Source organism: Arthrobacter sp. NQ7 (genome assembly GCF_029581595.2).
Taxonomy (GTDB): Bacteria; Actinomycetota; Actinomycetes; order Actinomycetales; family Micrococcaceae; genus Arthrobacter; species Arthrobacter phenanthrenivorans_B.
The window spans coordinates 81,925-103,776 of the sequence record NZ_JARFXU020000016.1 but is presented as its reverse complement, the minus strand read 5'-3'; the positions used below and the strand labels follow the sequence as shown (position 1 = coordinate 103,776).

Here is a 21,852-nt window from a genome sequence, read left to right as displayed (position 1 = left end):
GAATGCGGCGAAGGTGCGCGGCATCCCGGTCAAAGCCCTGGCCAGTCCCAGCAGTCGGGAGCCACGGTTCGGAGACTCCCGCCGCGCCAACGCGATCTGCGCTGCGACGCCGGCTCCCTGCTCCTCCACAGGCACCCCGGCCGCGGCCTGCTCCCGCCGCTGCGACAGATCGAAAGCCACGCTCGCCTCAGCCTGCCGGGCGGCGGCCAACGATTTCAGGTCCTCCAACCCCCGGATCTGATCGATCCTCCCGGCATCATCGCCGGCCATAGGAACACGAGCCAACAGCTCAACGACATCACCAACGGAAGGTACAGCGGCCGGCGGGAATGGAGCGCCATCAACCGCGGAGGGCCCGGCACACCGCACCGCCCCCAGCCCTGCAGCCCTCCCCAAAACCGCTTCCATAACCAAAGTCTTCCACCAGGCACCGACAACCCCAGCCACCCAAAACCCCTATGTGGAAAACGTGAAACGCCAACCACCGTCACCCCTTCCCTGTCCTGCCGCTGCAGCCCTCCGGCGAAACGGAAATCGGCTGGCACTTCCACCCCGCCGACCGGGGAAACGGCTACGCGACCGAGGCAGCCCAAACCGTCCTCGACTACGCATTTGAACGTCGCCTGCCCAGGGTGGTGGCGGTGACCACCCCGGCCAACACGGCCTCGCAGCGGGTCTGCAGCAGGATCGGACTGGCGCTCTTCGATGCGGCGGATCCTTCCACCTAGCCCGTCCCCTTCCACAACCGCTTCCACCAGGACCGCTCCGGCTCCGGTTCGGGTGGAGCCTCGTCAACCCGGGCGGCGCGTCGCATGCGCCAGCGTTCCACCTCGTCCTCCACATCGCGGGTCTTGGTGATCACCGGTGGACCACCCTGGAGCTGGCGGCGGGCGTCGATCACCCGCCGGTTGAAATCCTGCAGGATGTCCCGGACCTGCTGCTCGGTGTACTGGGTGTCCAGCCTGGCGTCGAGTTCGGCGTCCTCAGTGCGGAGCAGGATAGCCGCCGGGCCCAGGCCGCTGATGTTCTCCCGCTGGATCAGCCCCTTCACCCACCAGTCGGGATCGTACGATTCGCCCAGGCCCGGGATTGGCTTGCCCGCGTACTTCAGGTTGTCGAACTTGCCTTGCGCCATGGCGTCGCGGACCAGGTATTCCGCGCGGGCGGCATCGCTGACTTTCTTGCGCTTCTCCCGTTCCTGGGCATCGAGGGCGTCGAGCGCCGCTTCCTCCTCGGCGCTGATGCCGGCACCGCGGTATGAACGGACCTCGGCCGCCCGCTCCAGGCGTTTCCGGAAGTCCCCTGCCCCGCCGCTCACCACTGCCACCGCCTTCCCTTGGCATCGTCCACCTTCCAGTATTCAGCGGCGGCTCCGGAGGTTCAACGCCAGGAAAGCTGACGACGGCGGGACATCCCGCCGTCGACAGCCCACTCTGGCGAGGTAAAAGGTCGCTGGCGTCAGCGTCCAGTCAGGCGTTGGCGTGCTCGGCGAGGATGCCGTCGATCTGCCCGACTGCCTGCTTCAGGCCCTCCTCCATGCCCATGGCCATGACCTGCTCCATCTGCTCTTCCGAATCGAAAGTGGAAAGGATGGTCATGCGTGTCCGCTCCCCCGCGGGTTCCAGGGTGACGGTGGCGTGCGCCGTGCCCAGGTCACCCGTGGGGTTGCCGTCGCTGTCGGCAAACCCATCATCGAACTGCAGCCGGCGCGGGGGCTCGATTGCCGTGAACTCCCACCAGCCGTGGGCCTTCTCCCCGCCAGGGCCGGTCATGTAGTAACTCGCCCGTCCGCCCGGAACAAAGTCGACCTTGTGGAACGTTGCGGGCCAGCCGGGAGGGCCCCACCAGCGCTCCAGCTGCCGCGGGTCCTCCCACAGCTGCCAGACACGTTCGACGCCGGCGTTGAACTCGGCGACCAGGGTAAGGGTCAGTGCCTCCGGATTCTTGTCCGTACTGATGACTGCCATGGCGGTGCCTTCCTAACCTTCATCGAGGATTTCTGCCATCCTGGCGGCACGCTGCCGCCAGATGTGCTCATAGTCGTCGAGCAGCCGCCGGGCCTTTTGCAGTCCATCGTGATTGCCCCGCACGATCTGCTCCCTTCCGCGCCTTTCCTTGGTGACCAATGACGCGCGCTCCAACACCGCCACATGCTTTTGGACGGCGGCGAAGCTCATGGCGTAGAGGGCGGCCAGGCCTGAAACGGAGTACTCACCAACGGTTACCCGGCGGACGATGTCCCGCCTGGTGGTATCGGCGAACGCCTGGAAGAGGCGGTCCAATTCGGCCTCGCTCAGTTTTTCTACAACCATTTGGTTGTACGTTAGTCCTGCCGTGGGCAGGGGTCAAGGTATTTTTTGTCGTTCGCCCATACCCGGCTACGGGCCGGTATCTTGAAGCGCATGAGCATGTTCCTTGCCGGGTCAGGCCCGGATCCGGCAGCCTTCCCGCACGTCTTTGACCGGTTCGCCGAGGAAGTCCGTAAGCATTCTGGAGCGGACCGAATGGCCCGCATCGCCGTTGCCGTCCACCAGCGCGACGGCGACCCGCGGGACCTCGTTCCCGCGTACGCGGAACCGCTGCATGCCAGGATCGAGTGCGGCATTGTCGTTGTCCCGTTGCTCGACGGCAGGCCCGCGGACCCCGCCGCGTTCGACGGCGTGGATGCCGTGGTGGTGGGCGGCGGCCTTACGCCTGCCTACTGGGAAGGGCTCCGGCCGGCAGCGTCCGCGATTTCCGGGCTGGTTGGCGGTGGAGCGCCCTATCTGGGGTTCTCCGCGGGAGCCATGCTGGCCCCGCACAGCGCGCTGGTCGGCGGATACCGGATTGACGGTGTGGATGTGTGCGGCGAGGAGTGTTCCGAGGGCCTGGACAGCGTGGATGTCCGCGACGGGTTGGGATTGGTGCCGTTCGCGGTGGATGTGCACGCCGCCCAGGCAGGAACGCTCAGCCGGGCCGTGGGAGCCGTAACGGCAGGTTTGGTGGAGTGGGCCGTAGCCATCGACGAAGACACCGCGGTGGTGTTCGGTCAGCCCGGCGATAAGGACTACGGGGTGATCGGGACCGGCAACTGCTGGGACATCCGCCGTACCAGTGGCGGCGCCGTGTGTCGGTGCGGCCGCCGGACTGAAACAGCCCCGGCTGGCTAAGAGTCGAAATGGGTGCTGACCGGGCTGCCTGACAACTGCTCGATCAGTTCCCTGGCGACGTCCCGGAGTTTGCGGTTGCGGTTGCTGGAAACCCGGGTCAGGATCTCCATCGCTTCCTCCTGGGAGCACCGGTTCTGGGCCATGATCACGCCGCAGGCGAGGTTGATGGCTGTCCGGCTTTCAAGGGCGGCTTCGAGGTCTTCGGCACGGTTCTGGGCTGTGTCGATCCGCACGGACAGGTGCAGGGTGTTATGCGCGGCGGCAGCGAAACCCACCGCCTTGTCATAGACATCCGGGGTGAAGGCGCGGGGCTTGGTGGCAAAGAAGTTCAGGGCGGCGCTTGCCTCTGGGGCGATTTCCAGCGGCACGCCCAGGGTGCTGTGCACGTTGTGCTCGGCGAGCTTCTGGTTGTACGTCTTCCACCGCGGATCCGTTGAGACGTCGTCGATCACCACCGGGGTCATCTCGCGGAGGGCACGGATGCAGGGACCGTCACCCAGGGCCTGCTCCACCTGGTCGAGCGTGACCGCGCGGGCACTGCTGCCGGCCGCCGTGGCGGGACGCCGGCGCAGCTTCAGGGTGACGGCGCATTCGATGTCGTCACCGGCCGCCTCTGATACCGAGGCGGCTGCGAGGCCGGAAAGGCCGGACAGGAATTCCACCACGTTTTCGGCCCCTACGAGGATCTCCTGCAGGTGCTGAACGGACTCGTTATCGGCAGAGCTGGGCATGGGTTTATCTTACTGGCGGGGTGCAGCTCCTGGCGTGCCGTTGCCTTTGGCGCCTCCGCTCGCTGGCTCCCGGCGCAGTCATTGCCATTATTTCGGGAGAAACTACGATCTGCACGTACTTCGACGAATAGGACCGCCGGCAGGACGTGATGAGTCTCACGCGCAAATCGCTGCTATCCGGTTGAGCCTCCATCGCCGGTATGGGCACCATGGAAAGGATGAATGTGGAGCGCCGCGTGCGGTTGCTCACATTCCGCTGCAAAAGGTTGCCATTGAGCCGGCAGCCATGCACGATTGAAATATGGGAACGCGCTTTCCCACCCTTTTGCCCTCAGAGCCGAGGGCGCGGTCCGGCCGGGTCCGGACCGTTCAACGCAAGAAATGGAAGTTGAATAATGACGTTCGATGCCACCAATTCCGTCAGCTTGAAGATCTGGGACCGGGCCTCCCTCCACGAGACCCTTGATTCCGCCATCACCGATCTTTCCGCCCGCCACAACACCACCACCTGCCGTGTTGCCGTCACCTGCAGCGGACCCAACACCTTCACCCTGAGCGTGCGCGGGGAAGAGCCGGCACTGGCCCTCTAAGGAACCAGGCACCAAAGGCGCGTACGACGGCGGGTCCCACCCGCCGTCGTACGCGCCTTTTTGCTGCCCGGAAACAGGAGTGACGGCAATCACATTAATTCCTGCGTGAGGTTCTCCCCCGTATTTGCGTCTTTATCTGTGAGGGCGCACGAAGCGCCCCCCACCCTAAGCCCACAGAAAGAGGAGCGACGGAATGACCACGCAGACGCAAACCCCCGCAACGGTTCAGCAGAAGAAGGCCGCTGCCGCCCCCGCCCACGAACTCTCCGGCAGGGACGGCCAGGACGGCCGCGGGCGCACCACTGTCGCCGACGGAGTCGTGGCCAAGATCGCCGGCATCGCCATCCAGGAGATCGAAGGCGTCCACGCCCTGGGCGGCGGCGCAGCCCGTGCCCTGGGCACCCTCCGCGAAAAAGTAGGCCAGAAGGACCTCACCCAGGGCGTGAGCGTTGAGGTGGGGCAGACCCAGGTGGCCGTGGACGTAACCCTGGTGGTGGAGTACCCGCACCCGCTCCAGCAAGTGGCGGACAACGCCCGCGACGCCGTTTACACGGCCGTGGAGGACCTGGTGGGCATGGAGGTCACCGAGGTGAACATCACCATCACGGACATCCATGTCCCCTCCGACGGCGAGGACGCTGATGATGCCGCCCACGAACCGAGGGTTGCATGAGCCCCGTGACAGCGGGCACCGCCGCCGGGGCCGTCCTGGCGCTCGCAGCCCTGGGGTTCGGCTTTTGGGGCTTCCTGCTGACGGCGCTGTTCATGGGAACCGGCGCCGTCCTCGGCAGGGCAGCCGAAGGCCGCCTGGATCTGGCCGCGGTCCTGGACGCCCTGCGCGGCCGCCGCTCGTCAGCATGACCCGGTTAGGGCCGGCCAGGCAGGGCCACACCCGGATGGCACCCGCCGCCCTGCGGCACGCCGTGGAAGCGGTGGCCGCAGACGCGTTCGGCGTCCGCCGCAACGACGTGTCCGCCGCCCTCCAGGACGACGCGGGAAAGCTGGGGGTCAACCTCCTGGTGCGGTTGCCCGCTCCCCCGCTCCTGGTGCGGGCCGCAGTGCCCACGGACTCAGTGGACAGGGCCGCACCGGACATGGCCGCACCGGACAGGGAACGGCCCGCGCTGTTCGAGCCGGTGTTCGAGCGGGCACGCACAGCCCGCCGGCAGATCGCATTGCTGGGTGGCCGCATCACCGGAATGGAATGCGGCCGTATCAGCATCCGCCTCGCCGGGGCAGGGCATTCCCCCAGTGAACCCCGCGTCGACGGCGAACAGGACAGGAGGAAGGCGTGAACCAGGCAAGGATCAACAACCGGATCATCCGCCGGGAAACGCACTCATCCCGTGCGGGCCTGTCGGTCGTGACCGCGGTGACAGTGCTGGCCGCCTGCCTGTGGCTGGGCACCGAAAGTATCCTGCGGCTGCTGGGGCACGACGCCCTGCTGGCATCCCCCGGAACGCTGGCGGCACGCGCAGCAGGGGCGCCGGAGACAGTCATGCCGGCAGCCATGGCGGCCGGCGGGTGCGTCCTTGCCCTCGCAGGCGCCGGGCTGCTGCTCGCGGCGGTCACCGGCGGCCGGCGTAACCGCCGGCCCATGGTCAGCGACCGCAGCGCCCTGGTGGTCGACGACGAGGCCATAGCGGCCGCCGTTTCACGCCAGGTTCGCCTGGCCGCCGGCCTGGCCCCGGAGCAGGTGAGCACCACCATCACCCGGAGCCGCGCGCTGGTCCGCGTCCGGCCGACGTCGGGCATCACCCTGGACCGCGACGTCCTCAGCGGGGCGGCCGCGGGAGAAGTTGCCTCCCTCCGCCTCCGCAAAAACGTGGCAGTCCAGGTCCTGGTTGACGCGGAAGGGGCAGTGGGCCGACGAACAACACCAACAGGGCGATGAACCGCATCCTGCTGGCCCTCTCCGGGCTGGCACTGCTGGCCACCGGAACCCTTGCTGCGGCGGCCGGACTGGTGCCGGACATCCGCGCGGTATGGAGCAGCGCCGCCAATGCACTGCTGGAGAAGTGGCGGTCCCTGGCCGCAACGGCACCGGCCCCCGAACCCGTGGGCACCTGGTGGGCGCTGGCCGTGCCGGTGCTGATGCTTTTGGGGGCGGCAGCAAGCATCTTTTGGCTGGCACGCCAGGGCGGCGGCCGCACCGGCGTGGCCGCACAGGAGGACGACGGCGGGCAAGGCACCACGGCCGTGGACGTCTCGTTCCTGGCCGCGGCAGTCCAGGAAGCGGTGAAAGGCAACCGGGCCGTCGCCGGAAGTTCCCTGACCGCCTGGCGCCGATCGAAAGGATCCACCACCGGGGCGCTCCGGCTCACGCTGCAGGCCCGAAAAGGTGCCTCCCCGCGCGAGCTCGCAGACCTGGCAGAGGAACTGGTGGCCGGCATTGATGCGTTGCTGGGCCATCGCACCACCGTCCTGGTCCGAATAGCGGATGGAACCAGGACAAGGCTGGCCGGCGCACACCGCGCCGGTTAGGCACGAAACACCAACGGATGGAAAGGAAACATCATGGGACTCGACGACAAGCTCAACAACGCAGCCACCAACCACCTCGGTGCTGCTAAGGAGGGCGCCGGCAAGCTTACCGGCAACCGGGAACTGGAGCGCGAGGGCCAGCGGGACCAGGCCCAGGCAAAGCTGCAGGAAGCCGGCGGAAAGGTCCTGGACGCGGCCAAGGGCGTCGGCAGCAACCTCAAGGACGCGGCCGCAAAGGTCACAGAGGGATTCCGCAAGGAGTAGGCAGTTTCCCCAGCGGCAGGCCCGCACCGCCTCCCCGGCGGTCCGCGGGCCCGCCCGCCGTCCGCCAGGCGCTCGCGCCGATAGTGAAAGCAGAATCCGGTGACAGGTTCACCCTTGGTGCGGGACCAGTTGGACCTGGTCCCTGATGCCATCCTGGTTGGCAGGGCGTCCGACGGCGACACGGCCGCGTTCGAGGCCCTCGCCCGCCGCTACGGCCCGCACATGCGGGCAGCCGCCCGGCGCTTGACCGGCTCCTACGCGGACGCCGACGACGTGGTCCAGGAAGTGTTGGTCCAGGCATGGCAACAGCTGGACACCGTGCGCGAACCCGCGGCCGTCAAGGGCTGGCTGCTCAGGCTGACCGGCAGCCGCAGCATCGACCTGCTGCGCCGGCGCCGCAACCACACCAGCCTGGCCGGTCCGGACGATGGGGCGGCCGACAGGGTGTCGCCGGGCGCGGGACCGGAAACGGCAGTGGTGGCAGGCGCGGGCATTGAATCCCTGAAGAATGCACTGGCCGCGCTGCCCGAAGAGCAGCGGCGGTGCTGGATCCTGAAGGAGATCAATGGCCAAAGCTATGACGACATTGCCCAGACCCTCAACATCAGCCCGGCAAGTGTCCGGGGCCGGCTGGCCCGGGCCCGGATTACACTGGTCCGCGAAATGGAAGATTGGCGATGAGCATGCCCCACGACACGTTTGAGTGCGGCCACACGCTCGAGGAGCTGAGCCTCTACCTGGACACCGGCGAATTCGCCGATCCACCCCACCTTGAGTCCTGCCCGGAGTGCCGTGCCGGCCTCGATTCGCTCCGGCGGCTCACGGCTGCCGGCAACGAGCTGTATGCCAGTGACGTGGCAGAGGCCGGCAGCGGCCCGGACGACTGGATGAAGGACATCCTGGCGAGCCTGGCGCTGGAGCTGCGGCCCGGACGGACCATCCCGCTGCAGTCGGACCATCCAGCAGACACGCTCACCGAAACAGAAGGCTCGGTCGTCGCCCTGGTCCGCTCCGTAACGGACAGCCTGCCCGGCACCGTGGCCGGCAAAGTGCGGCTGGAGGGAGATGTCACCGTCCCGGCTGCCCCGGTGGCTGTCCGTCTGGACCTGGCGGTCCTGTTCGGCCATCCCCTGATGGCCGGCGCGGCTGCCCTGCGGCAGGAGCTGGCCGAGGCACTGGCCCGCCATACCGAGTTGAACATCACCACGATCGACATCACCATTACCGATGTCATCGACGCTCCCCGGGAGGACCAGTGACCGAAGACCTGAAGAACGCCATCCTGGCAGTCGACGGCGTCACGGATGTCTTCCCTGCCCGGCACCTGCTGCAGCGCCTGCCCGGGAAGGCGGCGGCCCTGCTGCACGGCAACAGTGCCGGAACGGTGGACGAACCGGGGGTCGACCTCCGGACGGACGGCGGCCGCCTCGAAGCCGTGGTCCGCATCGGCGTCAGCTCCGATGCCCGGACCCCGGACGTTGTGCGGGCGGTGGCAGCCGCGGTGCGAAACCACCTGGGCAGGGCGGATATGGCGGTCAAGGTCACCGCAGTCCGCATCGCCCCCGCGTCCTGACCTGGTCCCGGTCCTGACCTGCTCCCGGTCCTGACCTGGTCGCGCGCCCGCATGCCTCCGCGGCCAGCCCGCCGCCGACCGGCGTAGCATTCGTCAGGTAGGTGCAGGTGCGGACCACCGGGAAGGGCACATGGGAACCGAACGTCAAACAACCCGTTTTCACTTGGACGACCTAAAAATACCGGTCATCCAGGCCCCGATGGCCGGCGGGCCCTCCACCCCGGAGCTCGCGGCCGCGGTCTGCGCCGCCGGGGGCCTGGGGTTCCTCGCCGCCGGCTACAAGACGGCGACGGCGATGCGGACCGACATGCAGAAGCTCACGTCGCTCACGGACCAGCCCTTCGGCGTCAACCTCTTCGTTCCCCAGCCCTCTGTTCTCAAGCCCGACGCCCTGCAGCGGTATGCCGGGTCGCTGGCCGCCGACGCGGAGCGGTTCGGCGTCAGCCTGGGCGAGCCGCGGCATGACGATGACGACTGGGATACCAAGCTCGAGGTCCTGCTGGAACTGGCGCCGGCGGTGGTGTCGTTCACTTTCGATTTCCCCCCGTCGAGCGTGGTGGAGGCCTTGCAGCACCGCGGGGTATACGTCATTGCCACGGTGACGTCGCGTGACGAAGCACTGCGGGCCCTTGCCGCAGGTGCCGACGCCCTGTGTGTCCAGGGCCCGGAAGCCGGGGGCCACCGGGGAACGTTCGCCGCTGCTGCGCCGCCGCCCGAGGTTCCCCTGCATGGGATCCTTGAAAGCCTCTCAGACCTGGAGGTTCCGCTCATCGCAGCGGGCGGAATTGCCACAGCAGAGCACACCCGGGCGGCGCTGGCCGTCGGTGCCGCGGCCGTGCAGGCCGGAACGGCCTTCCTCCGCGCGGACGAGGCAGGGACCAAGCCTGCGCACCGGGCCGCCTTATCGTCGCCGGAACGTTTCCCCACCACCGGCGTGACCCGCGCCTTCTCGGGCCGCAACGCCCGCGGCCTCAACAACGAATTCATGCGCCGCCACGACGGGGAGGCACCTTACGGCTACCCGGAAATCCACCACCTCACCACTCCCCTGCGTGCCGCGGCAGCGGCGGCAGGGGACCCGGACTGGCTGAACCTGTGGGCCGGCATCAACTACCGGAACGCTGCGGAAGGCCCGGCCGCGGCAATTGTGGCAAGCCTCCGGCCGTAAGGCCCGGCCCGTCGGCGTCCGCTTCTGATAGGTCACCCTGCGTCTTAAAGCCCGACGGCGGCCCGGCCCCCTTGAGGGAGCCGGGCCGCCGTCGCGTGGGTGGTGCTTTAGAGGGTGGCGGTGTCGATCACGAAGCGGTACCGGACGTCCGATGCGAGGACGCGCTCGTAGGCCTCGTTGATCTTCTCTGCCGGGATGACCTCGATCTCGGCGCCCAGGTGGTGCTCGGCGCAGAAGTCCAGCATCTCCTGGGTTTCACGGATGCCGCCGATCATGGAACCGGCGAAGGAACGGCGTCCGCCGATCAGTGCGAAGGCGTTGACGGGAAGCGGCTCCGCGGGGGCACCAACGTTAACCAGGGCGCCGTCGAGCTTCAGCAGGCCAAGGTAGGAGCTGATGTCGATGGACGCGCTGACCGTGTTGATGATCAGGTCGAAGGTGCCTGCCAGTTCGGCGAAGGTGTTCTCGTCGCTCGTGGCGAAGTAGTGGTCGGCGCCCAGCTTCAGCCCGTCTTCCTGCTTCTTCAGCGACTGCGACAGGACCGTGACCTCGGCGCCCATGGCGTGCGCCAGCTTGACGGCCATGTGGCCCAGTCCGCCCAGGCCCACCACGGCAACCTTCTTGCCGGGGCCCGCGCCCCAGTGGCGCAGCGGGGAGTAGGTGGTGATGCCGGCGCACAGCAGCGGCGCGGCGACATCGAGCTCGATGCCTTCGGGAATGGTCACCACGAAGTCTTCGGTGACCACCACATGGGTGGAGTAGCCGCCCTGGGTGATGGTGCCATCGCGGTCAACGGCGCCGTAGGTTCCCACATTGCCCTTGAGGCAGTACTGCTCCTCGCCCTTCCGGCAGTTGTCGCACTCCTTGCAGGAGTTGACCATGCAGCCAACGCCGACGCGGTCGCCTACTTTGTGCTTGGTCACCCCGGCGCCAACCTCGGTGACGATGCCGGCGATTTCGTGGCCGGGGACCAGCGGGTACTGCTGGGGGCCCCAGTCGCCGCGGACCGTGTGGATGTCCGAGTGGCAGATGCCGGCGAACTTGATCTCGATCATGACATCGTGCGGACCCACCTCGCGGCGCTCAATGGTGGTTGACACCAGGTCCTCCGTGGCGGACGGGGATGCATAAGCCTTGACGGTAGTCATGGTTCTCCTCTGATCTGTTGGGGGATAACAAAAATGCTACCGGGGTTGTTCGGAGCAAACCCCGGAAAAGGCTGGTCCAGCGTGGCCCTGCTGTACCTGGTCTTGGCAGTCCTACCCTTGCCGCGCTGCTGTGGCCACGCCGGCGGCGGGCGTTACGGGCGGAGCAGCACCTTGATGGCGCGCCGCTCATCCATGGCCTTGTATGCCTCAGGGGCCTGCTCCAGGGGAAGCTCGAGGTCGAAGACCTTTCCGGGATTGATCTCTCCGCGCAGGATCAGGTCAATCAACTCGGGGAGGTACTGGCGGACCGGAGCGGGACCGCCATGCAGGTGGACGTGCGAGTAGAACAGGTCGCGGCCGGGCAGCGCCACATCGTGGGACACGCCCACAAATCCGACGTGGCCTCCGGCTCGGGTGGCGTGGATGGCCTGCAGCATGGATTCCTGCGTGCCGACGGCTTCGATGACGGAGTGTGCGCCGAGGCCGCCCGTGAGCTCCTTGATTTTCTTCACACCCGCGTCGCCGCGCTCTTCAACAATGTCGGTGGCACCGAATTCACGGGCCAGGGCCTGCCGGTCGGCGTGCCGGGACATGGCAATGATCCAATCGGCGCCCATCTGCTGTGCTGCCAGGACCCCCAACAGCCCCACGGCGCCGTCGCCCACCACCGCCACGGTCTTGCCCGGTCCCACCTCGGCCGCCTTGGCGGCGAACCATCCGGTGCCCAGGACGTCGGAGGCTGCCAGCAGCGACGGAACCATACCGTCGTCGGGCATCTCCGGGGTGGCAACCAGGGTGCCATCGGCCAGCGGGACGCGCATGTACTCGGCCTGGGCGCCGCCCACGCCCTGCCGGTGCACGCAGCCACTCTGGTAGCCCGAGCGGCAGATCTCGCAGGTGTTGTCCGAGGCGAAGAAGGACCCCACCACGAACTGGCCCGGTTGGACCGTCTTGACGTCGGCACCCACTTCTTCCACGATCCCCACGTACTCGTGGCCCATCGGCGAAGGCCTGGAGACTTTGTCCGCGCCGCGGTAGGGCCACAGGTCCGAACCGCAAACGCAGGCGGCAACGAGCTTGATGACCGCATCCGTGGACTGCCGGATGGCCGGCTTGTCACGGTCCTCGACGCGGACGTCTCCGGGGGCGTGCAGGATGGTGGCGCGCATGATGGGTCCTCCCTGGGGTGAAATGCGGAAAGCGGACATCCCTATCAAACCCGTCCCTGCCGTCCTTAGCGAGGGCCCTGGCGTAACTGGTTCCGGCAGAACCTCCTTAGGGCAAGGCCAATGGCCGTAACGTGTTCCGTATGGATAACCGAGCCGAGGTCCGGCAGTTCCTGTCCTCACGCCGTGGGCGCATCACCCCGGAGCAGGCAGGCATCGAACCGTACGGTGGGCGGCGCCGCGTGCCCGGCCTCCGGCGCGAGGAAGTTGCCCGCCTGGCCGGCGTCAGCGTGGACTACTACACCAGGCTGGAACGGGGAAACCTCAGTGGCGTCTCGGACAGTGTCCTGGACGCGATCGCGGGGGCGCTGGACCTGGACCGCGCCGAGCACGACCACCTCTACGACCTGGCCCGTGCCGCCAACACCTCGGGCCGCAAGCGGGCTGCCGCCGCGGCCGCCCCCGCGGGCGTGCGGCCGGAGCTGCAGTACCTCCTGGACGCCATCACCGAAGCGCCGGCATTCATCGGCAACAACCGGATGGACATCGTGGCCGCCAATACCCTGGGCTACGCCCTGTACTCGGACCTGTACCGCAACCCGTCGCGGCCGGCCAACCACTCCCGGTTCATCTTCCTTGACCCGCGTGCCCACAACTTCTACACGGACTGGGACCGGGCCGCCAACACCAACGTCGCCATCCTCCGCCGCGAAGCGGGCCGGAACCCGCACGACAAGGGCATCGCCGAACTCATCGGTGAACTGTCCATGCGCAGCGACGAATTCCGAACCCTGTGGGCCGCACACAACGTCCGCCGCCACTACGCCGGGACCAAGTTCTTCCAGCACCCCGTGGTGGGCCTGCTCGAACTGAACTACCAGGTCCTGGGCCTGGAGGAGGACCCCGGGCACACCCTCACCGTCTACCCCGCCACACCCGGGAGCCCCTCGGAGGAGGGCCTTAAGCTGCTGGCCTCCTGGGCGGCCACCGAAAAGATCGCGGACATGGCGCAGGGCCAGGTCCGCGCCTAGGATCCCGCCGGCAGGACGGGCGTCCCGTCACATTAACGCCCGTTGCGGTCCCCTGAACCCAGGTTGCGGTTCATGGCGCCGGGTTGCCTGTTTTGACCCGTCCGTGGCGCCAGATGTAGCGCCGTTTCCCCGCGTTGAGCGTGCATTGCGCGGTGCTGGCCAACGCCCCTGAAGGCGTGTTTAGGTGTTTCCACGGCACCGGCCAGGCCGTACGCACCAGCCGAAACAGCTCCGCATCCCGCCGCCCATGGCGGACCCAACCATCTTCCCCAACGCCACCCGGCGCACTCCCCCGGGTGCCGTCGTCGTCCCCGGATTCTTCCTGAAAGGAACACCATGTCCTTCCCGGCACCACCGCCCACCCCCAGCCGCGGGCTCCCCGCGTTCACCCGCCGCCGCGCGCTGGCCGCCCTCCTCGCACTCCCGGCCGCCGGTTTACTCTCGGCCTGCGGCGGCACCGCCACGGCAGGCGGCGGACGCATCAGCCAGGGCGCCCTTGAACCCCTCGCCACCGCCGTCCCCGCCGGAACCACCATCACCGTGGGGGATCCGAGCATCAAGGTGGCCTTAGAACTGTCCGGCCTGGCCAGGGAACTGGAGGGCTTCACCGTGGAGTTCGCCAATATCTCCGGCGGCCCGCAAACCACCGAGGCCTTCCGCGCCAACGCCCTTGACGTCGGGTCCGTGGCAGACATTCCGCCCATCCACGCCACGTGGACCGGACTCGACGTCCGCATCATTGCCGCCGGCTACCGGCAGGACGCGGTGAACCACCCCATCTACGAGCTCGGCATCGCCCCCGGAACGGGCATCAACACGCTCGGTGGCCTGCGCGGCCGGAAGGTGGCCTACAGCCCGGGCCAGGCGCAGGGCGCACTGGTTCTGCGGATCCTGGAAAAGGCCGGGCTCACGCAGGACGACGTTAAGCTCGTGGAACTGCCCAGCACCGGGGACGCCTACGCCACGGCACTGGCCGGCAAGCAGGTGGACGCGGCTCCGCTGGGTGGCGTCCAGATCAAGCGCTACCTGGCCAAGTACAAAGCCGACGGCGCCACCACCCTCCGCCACGGGCTGCGCGATGACCCCAGCCTCCTCTACTCGCCCGCCAAAGTCCTGGCCGATCCCGCGAAGGCCTCCGCCCTGGCCGCCTACGCCAAAATCTGGGGCAGGGCGCAGCGCTGGATCGAGGACCACCCCGCCGAATGGCTGGAGGGCTACTACGTCAAGGACCAGGGCCTGTCCCGTGAGGACGGCCAATACCTGATCGACGCCACCGGGAAACGCGACCTCCCCATCTCCTGGACAGAGGCCATCGCCCGGCACCAGGAAACCATCGACCTGCTGGCCCGTGAACAAAAGAAGCCGCAGCTGAAGGCCGCGGACCTGTACGACACCAGGTTCGAGGCCATCGCCGGCACCGCGTTCGCTTCCGCAGGACAGGCAGGTGCAGCATGAGCGCCGTACTGGACCGGACAGCACCGGCCCCGCACCAGGACCAGGCAGCCCCTCCGCGGCGGGACGTGCGGCAGGACGTGCGCCCCACAGCGAAAAGGCTGGGGCCCGGACGACGGCGGCGGCTCGCCTGGGTGGGCCCGTCGGCCCTGCTGCTGCTCTGGTCAGCCTCTTCCGCAACAGGGCTCCTGGACCCGCGGATCCTGTCCGAGCCGTGGACCGTAGTGGCCACCGCCGGTGAGCTGGTCGCGGACGGCCGGCTCCAGGAGAACCTGGCCATCTCCGCCCAGCGGGCCGGCCTGGGCCTGTTCTTCGGAACGCTGGTGGGCGCCGTGCTGGCCCTCCTGTCCGGGCTGAGCCGGGTGGGCGAGGCACTGATCGACGGACCCGTGCAGATCAAGCGGGCCATCCCCGGACTGGCCCTGATCCCGCTGCTGATCCTCTGGTTCGGCATCGATGAAACCATAAAGGTCCTCACCATCACCCTGGGCGTCTTTGTCCCCGTCTACCTGCAAACCCACGCGGGCCTGCGCGGCATCGACCTGCGCTTCGTGGAACTGGCCCAGACCGTGGGACTGGGCCGGGCGGCCTTTATCCGCAAGGTGGTGCTCCCCGGAGCGCTGCCCGGGTTCTTCCTGGGCCTGCGCTTCGCGGTTACCGGCGCCTGGGTGTCCCTGGTGGTGGTGGAGCAGATCAACGCCACCAGCGGCATCGGCTACATGATGGAGCTCGCCCGCACCTACGGCCAGACCAACATCATCGTCCTGGGCCTCGCCGTCTACGGCATCCTCGGCCTGCTCTCCGACGCAATCGTCCGCTTCATCGAACGAAAGGCCCTCTCATGGCAGCGCACCCTGGCGGGCTGACCGCCGTCGAACCCGCACCAACCGCCCCTTCCGCCGTGTCCGTCCGGCAGCTGGTGCGCAGCTTCGGCACCAAGACCGTCCTGGACGGCGTGGACCTGGACATGGCTGCCGGCGAGTTCGTGGCGCTGCTGGGCCCCAGCGGCTGCGGCAAAAGCACGCTGCTGCGCGCCCTCGCCGGGCTGGACCACGAGGTCCGCGGCAGCGGTGTGGTCAGTGTCCCGGAGCGCGTGTCCGTGGTGTTCCAGGACTCGCGGCTGCTGCCGTGGGACACCGTGCTGGGCAACGTCACCCTGGGCCTGAGGGAGCACGACGCCGCAAGCAAGGCACGCAGCGCACTCGCCGAGGTGGGCCTCGCCGGGCGTGAAAAGGCGTGGCCGCACCAGCTCTCCGGCGGCGAACAGCAGCGCGTGGCCCTGGCCCGTTCCCTGGTCCGCGAACCGCAGCTGCTGCTGGCCGACGAGCCCTTCGGAGCCCTGGACGCGCTGACCCGGATTAGGATGCACGGGCTGCTCCAGGACCTGGTGGCCGCCCACCGGCCAGCCGTCCTGCTTGTCACGCACGACGTGGACGAGGCCATCGCCCTGGCGGACCGGATCGTGGTCCTGGACCGCGGCCGTATCGCCACCATCCGCCGGGTGGCACCGGAGATTCGCACGTCCACCGATGCCGCCGGCCACGAATCCCTGCGCCGTGACCTCCTCGCTGCGCTGGGCGTCGAGGCCGCCCACACTACCGAACCGGCCGCCGTCGGCCTTTAACCCAACCTGCAAGGAGCACGTCATGACATCGAAGCACCCGTCCCGCCGCCAACTCCACCTCAACGCCTTCCTCATGAGCACAGGCCACCATGAAGCGTCCTGGCGGCTGCCGGAAAGCGACCCGCACGCCGGCAGCAAGGTGGAGCACTACCAGCAGCTGGCCCGCACCGCCGAACGCGGCAAGCTGGACTCGATCTTCTTCGCCGACTCACCCGTCCTGTTCGGCGAAGTGGGCCGCCGGCCCGCCGGCAAGCTGGAGCCCACCGTGCTGCTCACGGCCATCGCAGGTGCCACCGAACGCATCGGCCTGATCGCCACCGCCTCCACCACCTACAACGAACCCTTCAACCTGGCCCGCCGCTTCGCGTCCGTGGACTGGGCCAGCGGCGGGCGTGCGGGCTGGAACGTGGTGACCACGGCCGGCCCGGATGCTGCCCGCAACTTCGGGGTGGACGACCAGCCCGCCCACGCCGTCCGGTACGAGCGTGCCGCCGAGTTCATCGAGGTGGCGCAGAAGCTGTGGGACAGCTGGCAGGACGACGCCGTACTGGCGGACAAGGCAGCGGGCGTGTGGGGCGATGAGGACAGGATCCGCACCATCGACCACGAGGGCAGGCACTTCAAGGTACGCGGGCCGCTCAATGTGCCCCGGTCCCCGCAGGGCCACCCGCTGATCGTCCAGGCGGGTTCATCCGAGGACGGCAAGGAGCTGGCGGCGCGCTACGCCGACGCCGTCTTCACCGCCCACCAGACCCTGGCCGATGCGCAGGACTTCTACCGCGACCTCAAGGCGCGCACCGCTGCGGCCGGACGGGACCCCGAGGCCATCAAGATCCTGCCGGGCATCGTTCCGGTCATCGGCTCCACAGAGGATGAGGCGCTGGAGCTGGAGCGCGAACTGGACCGGCTCATCAAGCCCGAGTACGCGCGGATCCAGCTGGCCAAAACCCTTCGGGTGGACCCCGATGACCTGCCGCTGGACCGGCAGCTGCCGGAGAACCTGCCGAGCGAGGACGAGATTGAGGGCGCCAAGAGCCGTTACACGCTGATCGTGCAACTGGCCCGCCGGGAGCAGCTGACAGTGCGGCAGCTCATCGGGCGGCTGGGCGGCGGGCGCGGGCACCGGACCTTCACCGGCACACCGGTGCAGGTGGCGGACGCCATCCAGGAATGGTTCGACGGCGGCGCCGCGGACGGCTTCAACATCATGCCGCCGGTGCTCCCCTCCGGGCTGGAGGCGTTCGTGGACCAGGTGGTGCCCATCCTGCAGTCACGCGGCCTGTTCCGCACTGAGTACACGGGCCGGACGCTGCGGGAGCACTACGGGCTGGCGCGGCCGGCCAACCGGTACGCGGCGGAGGCAGGACGGGTTCCGGCGGCAGCTGTGTGATACCGGGGCTCCGGGCGGGTACTCCCTAGACTGGCAGATGGACATTGTTGCCAGGACGACATGAAGGAGCGACAGGATGAGTGGAGTAGTAGTTGTAGGTGTGGACGCCAGCCCGTCGGCACGGAAGGCTGCGGAAGTTGCCTTGGGCCTGGCGGAGTCGCTGGGAGCCTCGCTCCATGTGGTGACCGCTTTCGAAACCGAAACGGCTGAAACCTTCGGCGTGGGTTCGGACAAGGTCAGGATCTCCAATGCGGACAGCTCTGAGATCGTGGCGAAGGACCTGGCCAGGTCCCGGCCGGGCGTGCAGGTCACGCATTTCGCTGCCCGCGGCAAGCCCGCCGACTCCCTGATCAAGGAAGCCATCCGCCTGGATGCCCGGCTGATCGTGGTGGGCAACCGCAGGATGCGCGGGATCGGCCGGCTGTTGGGAAGCGTCGCCAACAGCGTGGCGCACAACGCGCCGTGCGATGTCTACATCGCGAACACCTACGACGACTGACCTGGCTGCCCGCAAAAGCAAGGAGCGGACGGCGGCGGGACTCCCGCCGTCGTCCGCTCTTCCTGTTCGGGCCAGGTCAGGCCCGGTACTCTTCGTCGGTGACGTGATCCAGCCAGGTGACCACCTGGCCGTCCGCGTCGGCCTCCTGCATGGCCACGTGCGCCATGAAGCGGTCCGGGGTGGCACCGTGCCAGTGCTCCTCACCGGGCTCAATGTAGACAACGTCGCCGGGGCGGATCTCCTGGACCGCCCCGCCGCGCCGGGCCACCAGCCCGATTCCGTCGGTGACGTAGAGGGTCTGGCCCTTGGGATGGTGGTGCCAGGCGGTGCGGGCGCCGGGGGCGAACCGGACGTGCGCGCAGCCGATGGCTGACTGCCCGTCCGGGTTGCGGATGCCGTCAATCTGCACCGCTCCGGTGAACCATTCCTGCGGTCCGGCTGCTGTCTGGCCGCCGCTCTCGGTGTACTTCATCATGTCCTCCTGGTGTGGGTTGGTGTAGGGGTCTGGGTGGTGCGGATCCAAGTGGCGGGGCTAAGGGGCCGGGCTCTAGGTGCCGGCGCGGGGCGTTGCCCGGGAGGTCAGGACTGACAGGACAGCGGCGATGCAGAGGATGCCTGCGGCGGCCAGGAACGTGGCCTGGTAGCCCGAAGAGTCGAACAGAACCCCACCGAGCGTTGACCCGAGGGCGATGGACGTCTGGACCACCGCCACCATCAGCCCGCCGCCGGCTTCGGCGTCGTGGGGCATTGCCTCCGCCAGCCAGCTCCACCAGCCAACGGGTGCGGCCGTGGACATCAGGCCCCACAGGCCGAGCAAAACCACGACGGCGGCAAGCCAGCCGCCGGCGGGAACGAGGGCCGCGGCGATGACCGCCATCAGCACCGGAATCGCGGCCAGCGTCCGGTAAAGGCCCTTTCCGAGGAACCGGCCAATCAGCAGCGTTCCCATAAATCCCGCCGCGCCGATCACCAGCAGGACAAGGGAGACCGTGGCGACGTCCACGCGGGTCACCGTCTCCAGGAACGGGCGGATGTAGGTGAACAGGACAAACTGGCCCATGAAGAAGGAGCCGCAGGCGGCCATGCCCAACGCGACCGGCCGGCTCCTGAGCCAGACGAAAATCCCGAGGACGTTGGCGGACGTGCGCTTCTCCACCGTCATCGACGGGAGGTTGATCCACTGCCAGGCCAAGGCAAGCACCGCGATGGGCACCAGGCAAAAGAATGCGCCCCGCCAGCCGATGACGGAGCCAAGGTAGCTTCCCAGCGGTGCAGCCAGGACTGTGGCGAGGGCATTGCCGCCGTTGAAGACCGCCAGGGCGCGCGGCACCTGGTGCGCGGGCACCAGCCGCATGGCGGTGGCTGCCGACATGGACCAGAACCCGCCGATGACCACGCCGATTAGGGCACGGCCCACCATGAACAGCAGGTATCCGGGGGCGGTTGCCACCAATGCCCCCGAGACCGCCATCAGTGCCGTCAGGCCCAACAGGAGTGTCCTGCGGTTCATGCTGCCGGCCAGGGTGGAGACGGACAGGCTGGTCAGCACGGCGAAGACGCCGGAGACCGCGATGCCCTGCCCGATCATTCCCCCGGAGACCTGGAGTTCGGTGGCCATCGGCGTGAGCAGGCTGACCGGCATGAACTCCGAGGCAATCAGCGCGAAGACACACAGGGACATCGCGAATACGCCGCCCCAGTGGGCCGGATGCCGTTCGGGGGAGGCTGTATGTTGCCGGCTGGTTTTGATGACGGGGGTTTCGGGGGCCATGGCTTCCATTCAACCGGCCGCCCCCAACCCTAGCGAGGGCCCTGATGTAACGGGTTTTGCCAGACCCCCCTTTATGCCGTCCCCTGCTTTAGAGCTGCGGGCGGCTGGTCCTGGCGAAGGTGCCGGACCTCGGTCCCGCCTGCTTCCGGCGGCTGTGGCTTGTAGACCCACGCCACCAGCACCACGGAAATGATCATGAGCAGGAACCACGCCACCAGTTTCTCCAGGCCCACCGGGTGCCAGCCGGCCATCTGGCTGGGGTAGAGCCAGGCACCGGACCAGGTGGCAATGTTCTCGGCGAGCCAGATGAACAGCGCCACCAGCAGGAAAGAGGCCACCAGCGGCATCCGGAAGCGGCGGCGGAACACGCGGAAGTGCATCACACAGCGGCCGTAGACAATCACGACGGCGGCCAGCAGCACCCAGCGCAGGTCCCAGATGTAGTGGTGGGTAAAGAAGTTGGCGTAGATCGCCGCGGCAAGGACAGCGGTGATCCAGCGGCGCGGGTAGGCGGCGAACTTCAGGTCGAACAGCCGGTAGACCCGCACCATGTACGAGCCCACTGCGGCGTACATGAACCCGCTGAAGAGCGGCACGGCACCGATCCGCAGCACGCCTTCCGCTTCGTAGGACCAGGAGCCCATGTCCGTCTTGAACAGCTCCATCACGGTTCCCACCGCGTGGAACAGGACAATGACGCGCAGTTCCCGCAGGGTTTCCAGCTTGAACGCCACCATCAGGATTTGGATGGCAACGGCGGCAACCGTCAGGAAGTCGTTGCGCGCCAGGCCGGAGTTGTCCGGGTACCACAGCCTCGCCGCCATCAGCACGGCCAGCAGGGCTGCCCCGAAAATGCAGGCCCATCCCTGCTTGAGGCCGAACACGACGAACTCGGTGAGCCTTGCCTTGGCCCCGTTGACAGGCGCCGTGGCCAGGAAGCGGTGGGCGCGTTCATCGATCCGTTGCTCCACTGGTGTCGAATTACGCACTGATCCCCTGACGCTTGCTTGGCTGGCCGTTCCGCTTCAGGTCCCTGTCGAGTTCCCGCAGGCAGTAATCCTTGAACCAGTACCTGATGCCCTGCGGCAGCCTGGGATAGGTGGCGGCAAGGATGCGGAACGTGCGGTTGAAGCGGCGCTCGTGCCGGTCGCTCCACGGGAGGCCGAAGTCCTGGCGCAAGGGCTCCGGAAGCAGCCCGGCCGTCAGGAACCTCGCCGGCGGGATGATGGCGCGGTACCACAGCGCCGTGTGCTTGGGAAACAGCAGGCCCCGGGCCACGCGAACTCCGGCATACTCCGCGCGGAGCCCCTGGAGGTGCTCTGCCCAGTAGCCTTCAAAAGCCGCCCGGTCCTTCGGCCACATGCCCGCGGGAAGCTGCAGTGAGGTGCCGATCCGCGCGTAGTCCTGGTACATGGCGTCCGCAGCGGCGTCGTCAAGCGGGCCGTAGATTTTTTCGATGATCGTAAGCGCGGTGTCGTAAAGGGTGGCCACCACCCAGAGCTGCAGTGCCGGGTCGAAGGCGCTGTAACCGGCAGAGGCCTTGTCTGCCGCGCGGTGCACCGGCACGTGCGCCCGGTTGACCCTGCGGCGGACCTCATTGACCTGAGCCTCGTTTCCGTAGACGACCGCGTAGACATAGGTCAGGGTGCCCTTGAGCCTGTTGACGGGCCGCTCAGTGAATGTGCTGTGGTCGGCAACGCCCCGGCCAATGGCGGGATTGGCAAGCTGCAGCAAAATGGCACGCCCTGCCCCCGCAAGCAGGATGCCTTCCGCCCGGTAATCGGAAATGTCCTGCACCATGGAAACAGGGTA

29 protein-coding genes and 1 pseudogene are annotated in these 21,852 nt (G+C 68.0%); 19 read left to right on the top strand and 11 right to left on the bottom strand.

What is annotated here, in order from left to right:
* Positions 1-408, bottom strand: a pseudogene (locus PUN71_RS16265) (HNH endonuclease); the annotation flags it as partial.
* Positions 409-503: 95 nt separating this feature from the next.
* Here PUN71_RS16265 and PUN71_RS16260 point away from each other — a divergent pair.
* Entirely contained in the window at positions 504-728 is a 225-nt protein-coding gene (locus tag PUN71_RS16260; protein WP_349361818.1) for a GNAT family N-acetyltransferase, read from the top strand.
* Here PUN71_RS16260 and PUN71_RS16255 read toward each other — a convergent pair.
* From PUN71_RS16255 to PUN71_RS16245, 3 genes are all read right to left on the bottom strand, one after another.
* Positions 725-1,318, bottom strand: a complete 594-nt coding sequence (locus tag PUN71_RS16255) for a DnaJ family domain-containing protein (RefSeq protein ID WP_277799261.1) — start codon at positions 1,316-1,318, stop codon at positions 725-727. The genes PUN71_RS16260 and PUN71_RS16255 overlap by 4 nt on opposite strands.
* 151 nt (positions 1,319-1,469) lie before the next feature.
* On the bottom strand, positions 1,470-1,967 hold the full coding sequence (locus tag PUN71_RS16250; protein ID WP_277799257.1) for an SRPBCC family protein: 498 nt from the start codon (positions 1,965-1,967) through the stop codon (positions 1,470-1,472).
* Positions 1,968-1,979: 12 nt separating this feature from the next.
* Positions 1,980-2,312: an ArsR/SmtB family transcription factor gene (locus PUN71_RS16245; RefSeq protein ID WP_043455450.1), complete on the bottom strand. Its 333-nt coding sequence runs from the start codon at positions 2,310-2,312 to the stop codon at positions 1,980-1,982.
* A gap of 90 nt (positions 2,313-2,402) precedes the next feature.
* On the opposite strand from PUN71_RS16245, the gene PUN71_RS16240 reads away from it, so the two are divergent.
* Positions 2,403-3,149, top strand: coding sequence for a type 1 glutamine amidotransferase family protein (locus tag PUN71_RS16240; protein WP_277799256.1), 747 nt, complete (start codon positions 2,403-2,405; stop codon positions 3,147-3,149).
* Here the strand turns inward: PUN71_RS16240 and PUN71_RS16235 are convergent.
* A complete protein-coding gene (locus PUN71_RS16235) occupies positions 3,146-3,880 on the bottom strand; it encodes a GAF and ANTAR domain-containing protein (protein ID WP_277799255.1) in 735 nt (244 codons plus the stop codon). The two genes, PUN71_RS16240 and PUN71_RS16235, sit on opposite strands and share 4 nt — an antisense overlap.
* Before the next feature lie 395 nt (positions 3,881-4,275).
* Here PUN71_RS16235 and PUN71_RS16230 point away from each other — a divergent pair, with 395 nt between their 5' ends.
* The 11 genes from PUN71_RS16230 (at position 4,276) to PUN71_RS16180 (ending at position 9,959) form a co-directional block, all read left to right on the top strand.
* The gene (locus tag PUN71_RS16230) at positions 4,276-4,470 is read left to right on the top strand and encodes a hypothetical protein (protein WP_043455457.1); all 195 of its coding nucleotides are present in this window, start codon (positions 4,276-4,278) and stop codon (positions 4,468-4,470) included.
* Between the two features lie 193 nt (positions 4,471-4,663).
* On the top strand, positions 4,664-5,143 hold the full coding sequence (locus PUN71_RS16225; RefSeq protein WP_277799254.1) for an Asp23/Gls24 family envelope stress response protein: 480 nt from the start codon (positions 4,664-4,666) through the stop codon (positions 5,141-5,143).
* Positions 5,140-5,331, top strand: coding sequence for a hypothetical protein (locus tag PUN71_RS16220; RefSeq protein WP_277799253.1), 192 nt, complete (start codon positions 5,140-5,142; stop codon positions 5,329-5,331). Before PUN71_RS16225 ends, PUN71_RS16220 begins: the two co-directional genes overlap by 4 nt.
* Positions 5,328-5,765: a hypothetical protein gene (locus tag PUN71_RS16215; RefSeq protein WP_277799252.1), complete on the top strand. Its 438-nt coding sequence runs from the start codon at positions 5,328-5,330 to the stop codon at positions 5,763-5,765. Before PUN71_RS16220 ends, PUN71_RS16215 begins: the two co-directional genes overlap by 4 nt.
* Positions 5,762-6,364, top strand: a complete 603-nt coding sequence (locus PUN71_RS16210; protein ID WP_277799251.1) for a hypothetical protein — start codon at positions 5,762-5,764, stop codon at positions 6,362-6,364. The genes PUN71_RS16215 and PUN71_RS16210 overlap by 4 nt, the downstream gene beginning before the upstream one ends.
* Entirely contained in the window at positions 6,361-6,954 is a 594-nt protein-coding gene (locus tag PUN71_RS16205; protein WP_277799250.1) for a hypothetical protein, read from the top strand. The genes PUN71_RS16210 and PUN71_RS16205 overlap by 4 nt, the downstream gene beginning before the upstream one ends.
* 33 nt (positions 6,955-6,987) lie before the next feature.
* Positions 6,988-7,218, top strand: coding sequence for a CsbD family protein (locus PUN71_RS16200; protein ID WP_277799249.1), 231 nt, complete (start codon positions 6,988-6,990; stop codon positions 7,216-7,218).
* Between the two features lie 99 nt (positions 7,219-7,317).
* Complete coding sequence (locus PUN71_RS16195; protein WP_277799248.1) at positions 7,318-7,899, top strand: RNA polymerase sigma factor; 582 nt, start codon at positions 7,318-7,320, stop codon at positions 7,897-7,899.
* On the top strand, positions 7,896-8,477 hold the full coding sequence (locus PUN71_RS16190; protein ID WP_277799247.1) for an anti-sigma factor: 582 nt from the start codon (positions 7,896-7,898) through the stop codon (positions 8,475-8,477). The genes PUN71_RS16195 and PUN71_RS16190 overlap by 4 nt, the downstream gene beginning before the upstream one ends.
* Positions 8,474-8,791 (top strand): hypothetical protein, encoded by a 318-nt coding sequence (locus PUN71_RS16185; protein ID WP_277799246.1) that lies wholly within the window; start codon positions 8,474-8,476, stop codon positions 8,789-8,791. Before PUN71_RS16190 ends, PUN71_RS16185 begins: the two co-directional genes overlap by 4 nt.
* Positions 8,792-8,921: 130 nt before the next feature.
* The gene (locus tag PUN71_RS16180; RefSeq protein WP_277799245.1) at positions 8,922-9,959 is read left to right on the top strand and encodes a nitronate monooxygenase; all 1,038 of its coding nucleotides are present in this window, start codon (positions 8,922-8,924) and stop codon (positions 9,957-9,959) included.
* Between the two features lie 107 nt (positions 9,960-10,066).
* Here PUN71_RS16180 and PUN71_RS16175 read toward each other — a convergent pair whose 3' ends face one another.
* Together PUN71_RS16175 and PUN71_RS16170 are read right to left on the bottom strand one after the other, a co-directional pair.
* Complete coding sequence (locus PUN71_RS16175; RefSeq protein WP_043455486.1) at positions 10,067-11,107, bottom strand: NAD(P)-dependent alcohol dehydrogenase; 1,041 nt, start codon at positions 11,105-11,107, stop codon at positions 10,067-10,069.
* 152 nt (positions 11,108-11,259) lie between these two features.
* Positions 11,260-12,276 (bottom strand): zinc-dependent alcohol dehydrogenase family protein, encoded by a 1,017-nt coding sequence (locus tag PUN71_RS16170; RefSeq protein ID WP_277799244.1) that lies wholly within the window; start codon positions 12,274-12,276, stop codon positions 11,260-11,262.
* A gap of 140 nt (positions 12,277-12,416) precedes the next feature.
* On the opposite strand from PUN71_RS16170, the gene PUN71_RS16165 reads away from it, so the two are divergent.
* The 6 genes from PUN71_RS16165 (at position 12,417) to PUN71_RS16140 (ending at position 18,269) form a co-directional block, all read left to right on the top strand.
* Positions 12,417-13,304 carry a helix-turn-helix transcriptional regulator gene (locus PUN71_RS16165; protein WP_277799243.1) on the top strand — a complete coding sequence of 296 codons (888 nt, stop codon included), beginning with the start codon at positions 12,417-12,419 and terminating at the stop codon, positions 13,302-13,304.
* Between the two features lie 336 nt (positions 13,305-13,640).
* Positions 13,641-14,759 carry an ABC transporter substrate-binding protein gene (locus PUN71_RS16160; RefSeq protein ID WP_277799242.1) on the top strand — a complete coding sequence of 373 codons (1,119 nt, stop codon included), beginning with the start codon at positions 13,641-13,643 and terminating at the stop codon, positions 14,757-14,759.
* Entirely contained in the window at positions 14,756-15,622 is an 867-nt protein-coding gene (locus PUN71_RS16155) for an ABC transporter permease (RefSeq protein WP_277799241.1), read from the top strand. Before PUN71_RS16160 ends, PUN71_RS16155 begins: the two co-directional genes overlap by 4 nt.
* Complete coding sequence (locus PUN71_RS16150) at positions 15,598-16,380, top strand: ABC transporter ATP-binding protein (RefSeq protein WP_277799240.1); 783 nt, start codon at positions 15,598-15,600, stop codon at positions 16,378-16,380. Before PUN71_RS16155 ends, PUN71_RS16150 begins: the two co-directional genes overlap by 25 nt.
* Positions 16,381-16,402: 22 nt before the next feature.
* Positions 16,403-17,770 (top strand): LLM class flavin-dependent oxidoreductase, encoded by a 1,368-nt coding sequence (locus tag PUN71_RS16145; RefSeq protein WP_277799239.1) that lies wholly within the window; start codon positions 16,403-16,405, stop codon positions 17,768-17,770.
* A 76-nt stretch (positions 17,771-17,846) separates the two neighbouring features.
* Positions 17,847-18,269 carry a universal stress protein gene (locus PUN71_RS16140; RefSeq protein ID WP_043455499.1) on the top strand — a complete coding sequence of 141 codons (423 nt, stop codon included), beginning with the start codon at positions 17,847-17,849 and terminating at the stop codon, positions 18,267-18,269.
* A gap of 76 nt (positions 18,270-18,345) precedes the next feature.
* Here the strand turns inward: PUN71_RS16140 and PUN71_RS16135 are convergent, their stop codons facing one another.
* The 4 genes from PUN71_RS16135 to PUN71_RS16120 all read right to left on the bottom strand — a co-directional run bounded on the left by PUN71_RS16135 (position 18,346) and on the right by PUN71_RS16120 (position 21,840).
* A complete protein-coding gene (locus PUN71_RS16135; protein WP_043455501.1) occupies positions 18,346-18,741 on the bottom strand; it encodes a (R)-mandelonitrile lyase in 396 nt (131 codons plus the stop codon).
* A 75-nt stretch (positions 18,742-18,816) separates the two neighbouring features.
* Complete coding sequence (locus PUN71_RS16130) at positions 18,817-20,040, bottom strand: MFS transporter (RefSeq protein WP_277799238.1); 1,224 nt, start codon at positions 20,038-20,040, stop codon at positions 18,817-18,819.
* Positions 20,041-20,111: 71 nt separating this feature from the next.
* Positions 20,112-21,029: a DUF817 domain-containing protein gene (locus tag PUN71_RS16125; protein ID WP_277799237.1), complete on the bottom strand. Its 918-nt coding sequence runs from the start codon at positions 21,027-21,029 to the stop codon at positions 20,112-20,114.
* Positions 21,022-21,840, bottom strand: coding sequence for an oxygenase MpaB family protein (locus PUN71_RS16120; protein ID WP_043455504.1), 819 nt, complete (start codon positions 21,838-21,840; stop codon positions 21,022-21,024). Before PUN71_RS16120 ends, PUN71_RS16125 begins: the two co-directional genes overlap by 8 nt.
* Between the last annotated feature and the right edge of the window lie 12 nt (positions 21,841-21,852).

Bases quoted from the DNA above. Each gene is read 5' to 3' on its own strand.
- PUN71_RS16250 (WP_277799257.1), bottom strand. From the start codon at position 1,967: ATGGCAGTCATCAGTACGGACAAGAATCCGGAGGCACTGACCCTTACC.
- PUN71_RS16245 (WP_043455450.1), bottom strand. From the start codon at position 2,312: ATGGTTGTAGAAAAACTGAGCGAGGCCGAATTGGACCGCCTCTTCCAG.
- PUN71_RS16240 (WP_277799256.1), top strand. From the start codon at position 2,403: ATGAGCATGTTCCTTGCCGGGTCAGGCCCGGATCCGGCAGCCTTCCCG.
- PUN71_RS16235 (WP_277799255.1), bottom strand. From the start codon at position 3,880: ATGCCCAGCTCTGCCGATAACGAGTCCGTTCAGCACCTGCAGGAGATC.
- PUN71_RS16230 (WP_043455457.1), top strand. From the start codon at position 4,276: ATGACGTTCGATGCCACCAATTCCGTCAGCTTGAAGATCTGGGACCGG.
- PUN71_RS16225 (WP_277799254.1), top strand. From the start codon at position 4,664: ATGACCACGCAGACGCAAACCCCCGCAACGGTTCAGCAGAAGAAGGCC.
- PUN71_RS16220 (WP_277799253.1), top strand. From the start codon at position 5,140: ATGAGCCCCGTGACAGCGGGCACCGCCGCCGGGGCCGTCCTGGCGCTC.
- PUN71_RS16215 (WP_277799252.1), top strand. From the start codon at position 5,328: ATGACCCGGTTAGGGCCGGCCAGGCAGGGCCACACCCGGATGGCACCC.
- PUN71_RS16205 (WP_277799250.1), top strand. From the start codon at position 6,361: ATGAACCGCATCCTGCTGGCCCTCTCCGGGCTGGCACTGCTGGCCACC.
- PUN71_RS16200 (WP_277799249.1), top strand. From the start codon at position 6,988: ATGGGACTCGACGACAAGCTCAACAACGCAGCCACCAACCACCTCGGT.
- PUN71_RS16190 (WP_277799247.1), top strand. From the start codon at position 7,896: ATGAGCATGCCCCACGACACGTTTGAGTGCGGCCACACGCTCGAGGAG.
- PUN71_RS16180 (WP_277799245.1), top strand. From the start codon at position 8,922: ATGGGAACCGAACGTCAAACAACCCGTTTTCACTTGGACGACCTAAAA.
- PUN71_RS16175 (WP_043455486.1), bottom strand. From the start codon at position 11,107: ATGACTACCGTCAAGGCTTATGCATCCCCGTCCGCCACGGAGGACCTG.
- PUN71_RS16170 (WP_277799244.1), bottom strand. From the start codon at position 12,276: ATGCGCGCCACCATCCTGCACGCCCCCGGAGACGTCCGCGTCGAGGAC.
- PUN71_RS16165 (WP_277799243.1), top strand. From the start codon at position 12,417: ATGGATAACCGAGCCGAGGTCCGGCAGTTCCTGTCCTCACGCCGTGGG.
- PUN71_RS16160 (WP_277799242.1), top strand. From the start codon at position 13,641: ATGTCCTTCCCGGCACCACCGCCCACCCCCAGCCGCGGGCTCCCCGCG.
- PUN71_RS16155 (WP_277799241.1), top strand. From the start codon at position 14,756: ATGAGCGCCGTACTGGACCGGACAGCACCGGCCCCGCACCAGGACCAG.
- PUN71_RS16150 (WP_277799240.1), top strand. From the start codon at position 15,598: ATGGCAGCGCACCCTGGCGGGCTGACCGCCGTCGAACCCGCACCAACC.
- PUN71_RS16145 (WP_277799239.1), top strand. From the start codon at position 16,403: ATGACATCGAAGCACCCGTCCCGCCGCCAACTCCACCTCAACGCCTTC.
- PUN71_RS16140 (WP_043455499.1), top strand. From the start codon at position 17,847: ATGAGTGGAGTAGTAGTTGTAGGTGTGGACGCCAGCCCGTCGGCACGG.
- PUN71_RS16135 (WP_043455501.1), bottom strand. From the start codon at position 18,741: ATGAAGTACACCGAGAGCGGCGGCCAGACAGCAGCCGGACCGCAGGAA.
- PUN71_RS16130 (WP_277799238.1), bottom strand. From the start codon at position 20,040: ATGGCCCCCGAAACCCCCGTCATCAAAACCAGCCGGCAACATACAGCC.
- PUN71_RS16120 (WP_043455504.1), bottom strand. From the start codon at position 21,840: ATGGTGCAGGACATTTCCGATTACCGGGCGGAAGGCATCCTGCTTGCG.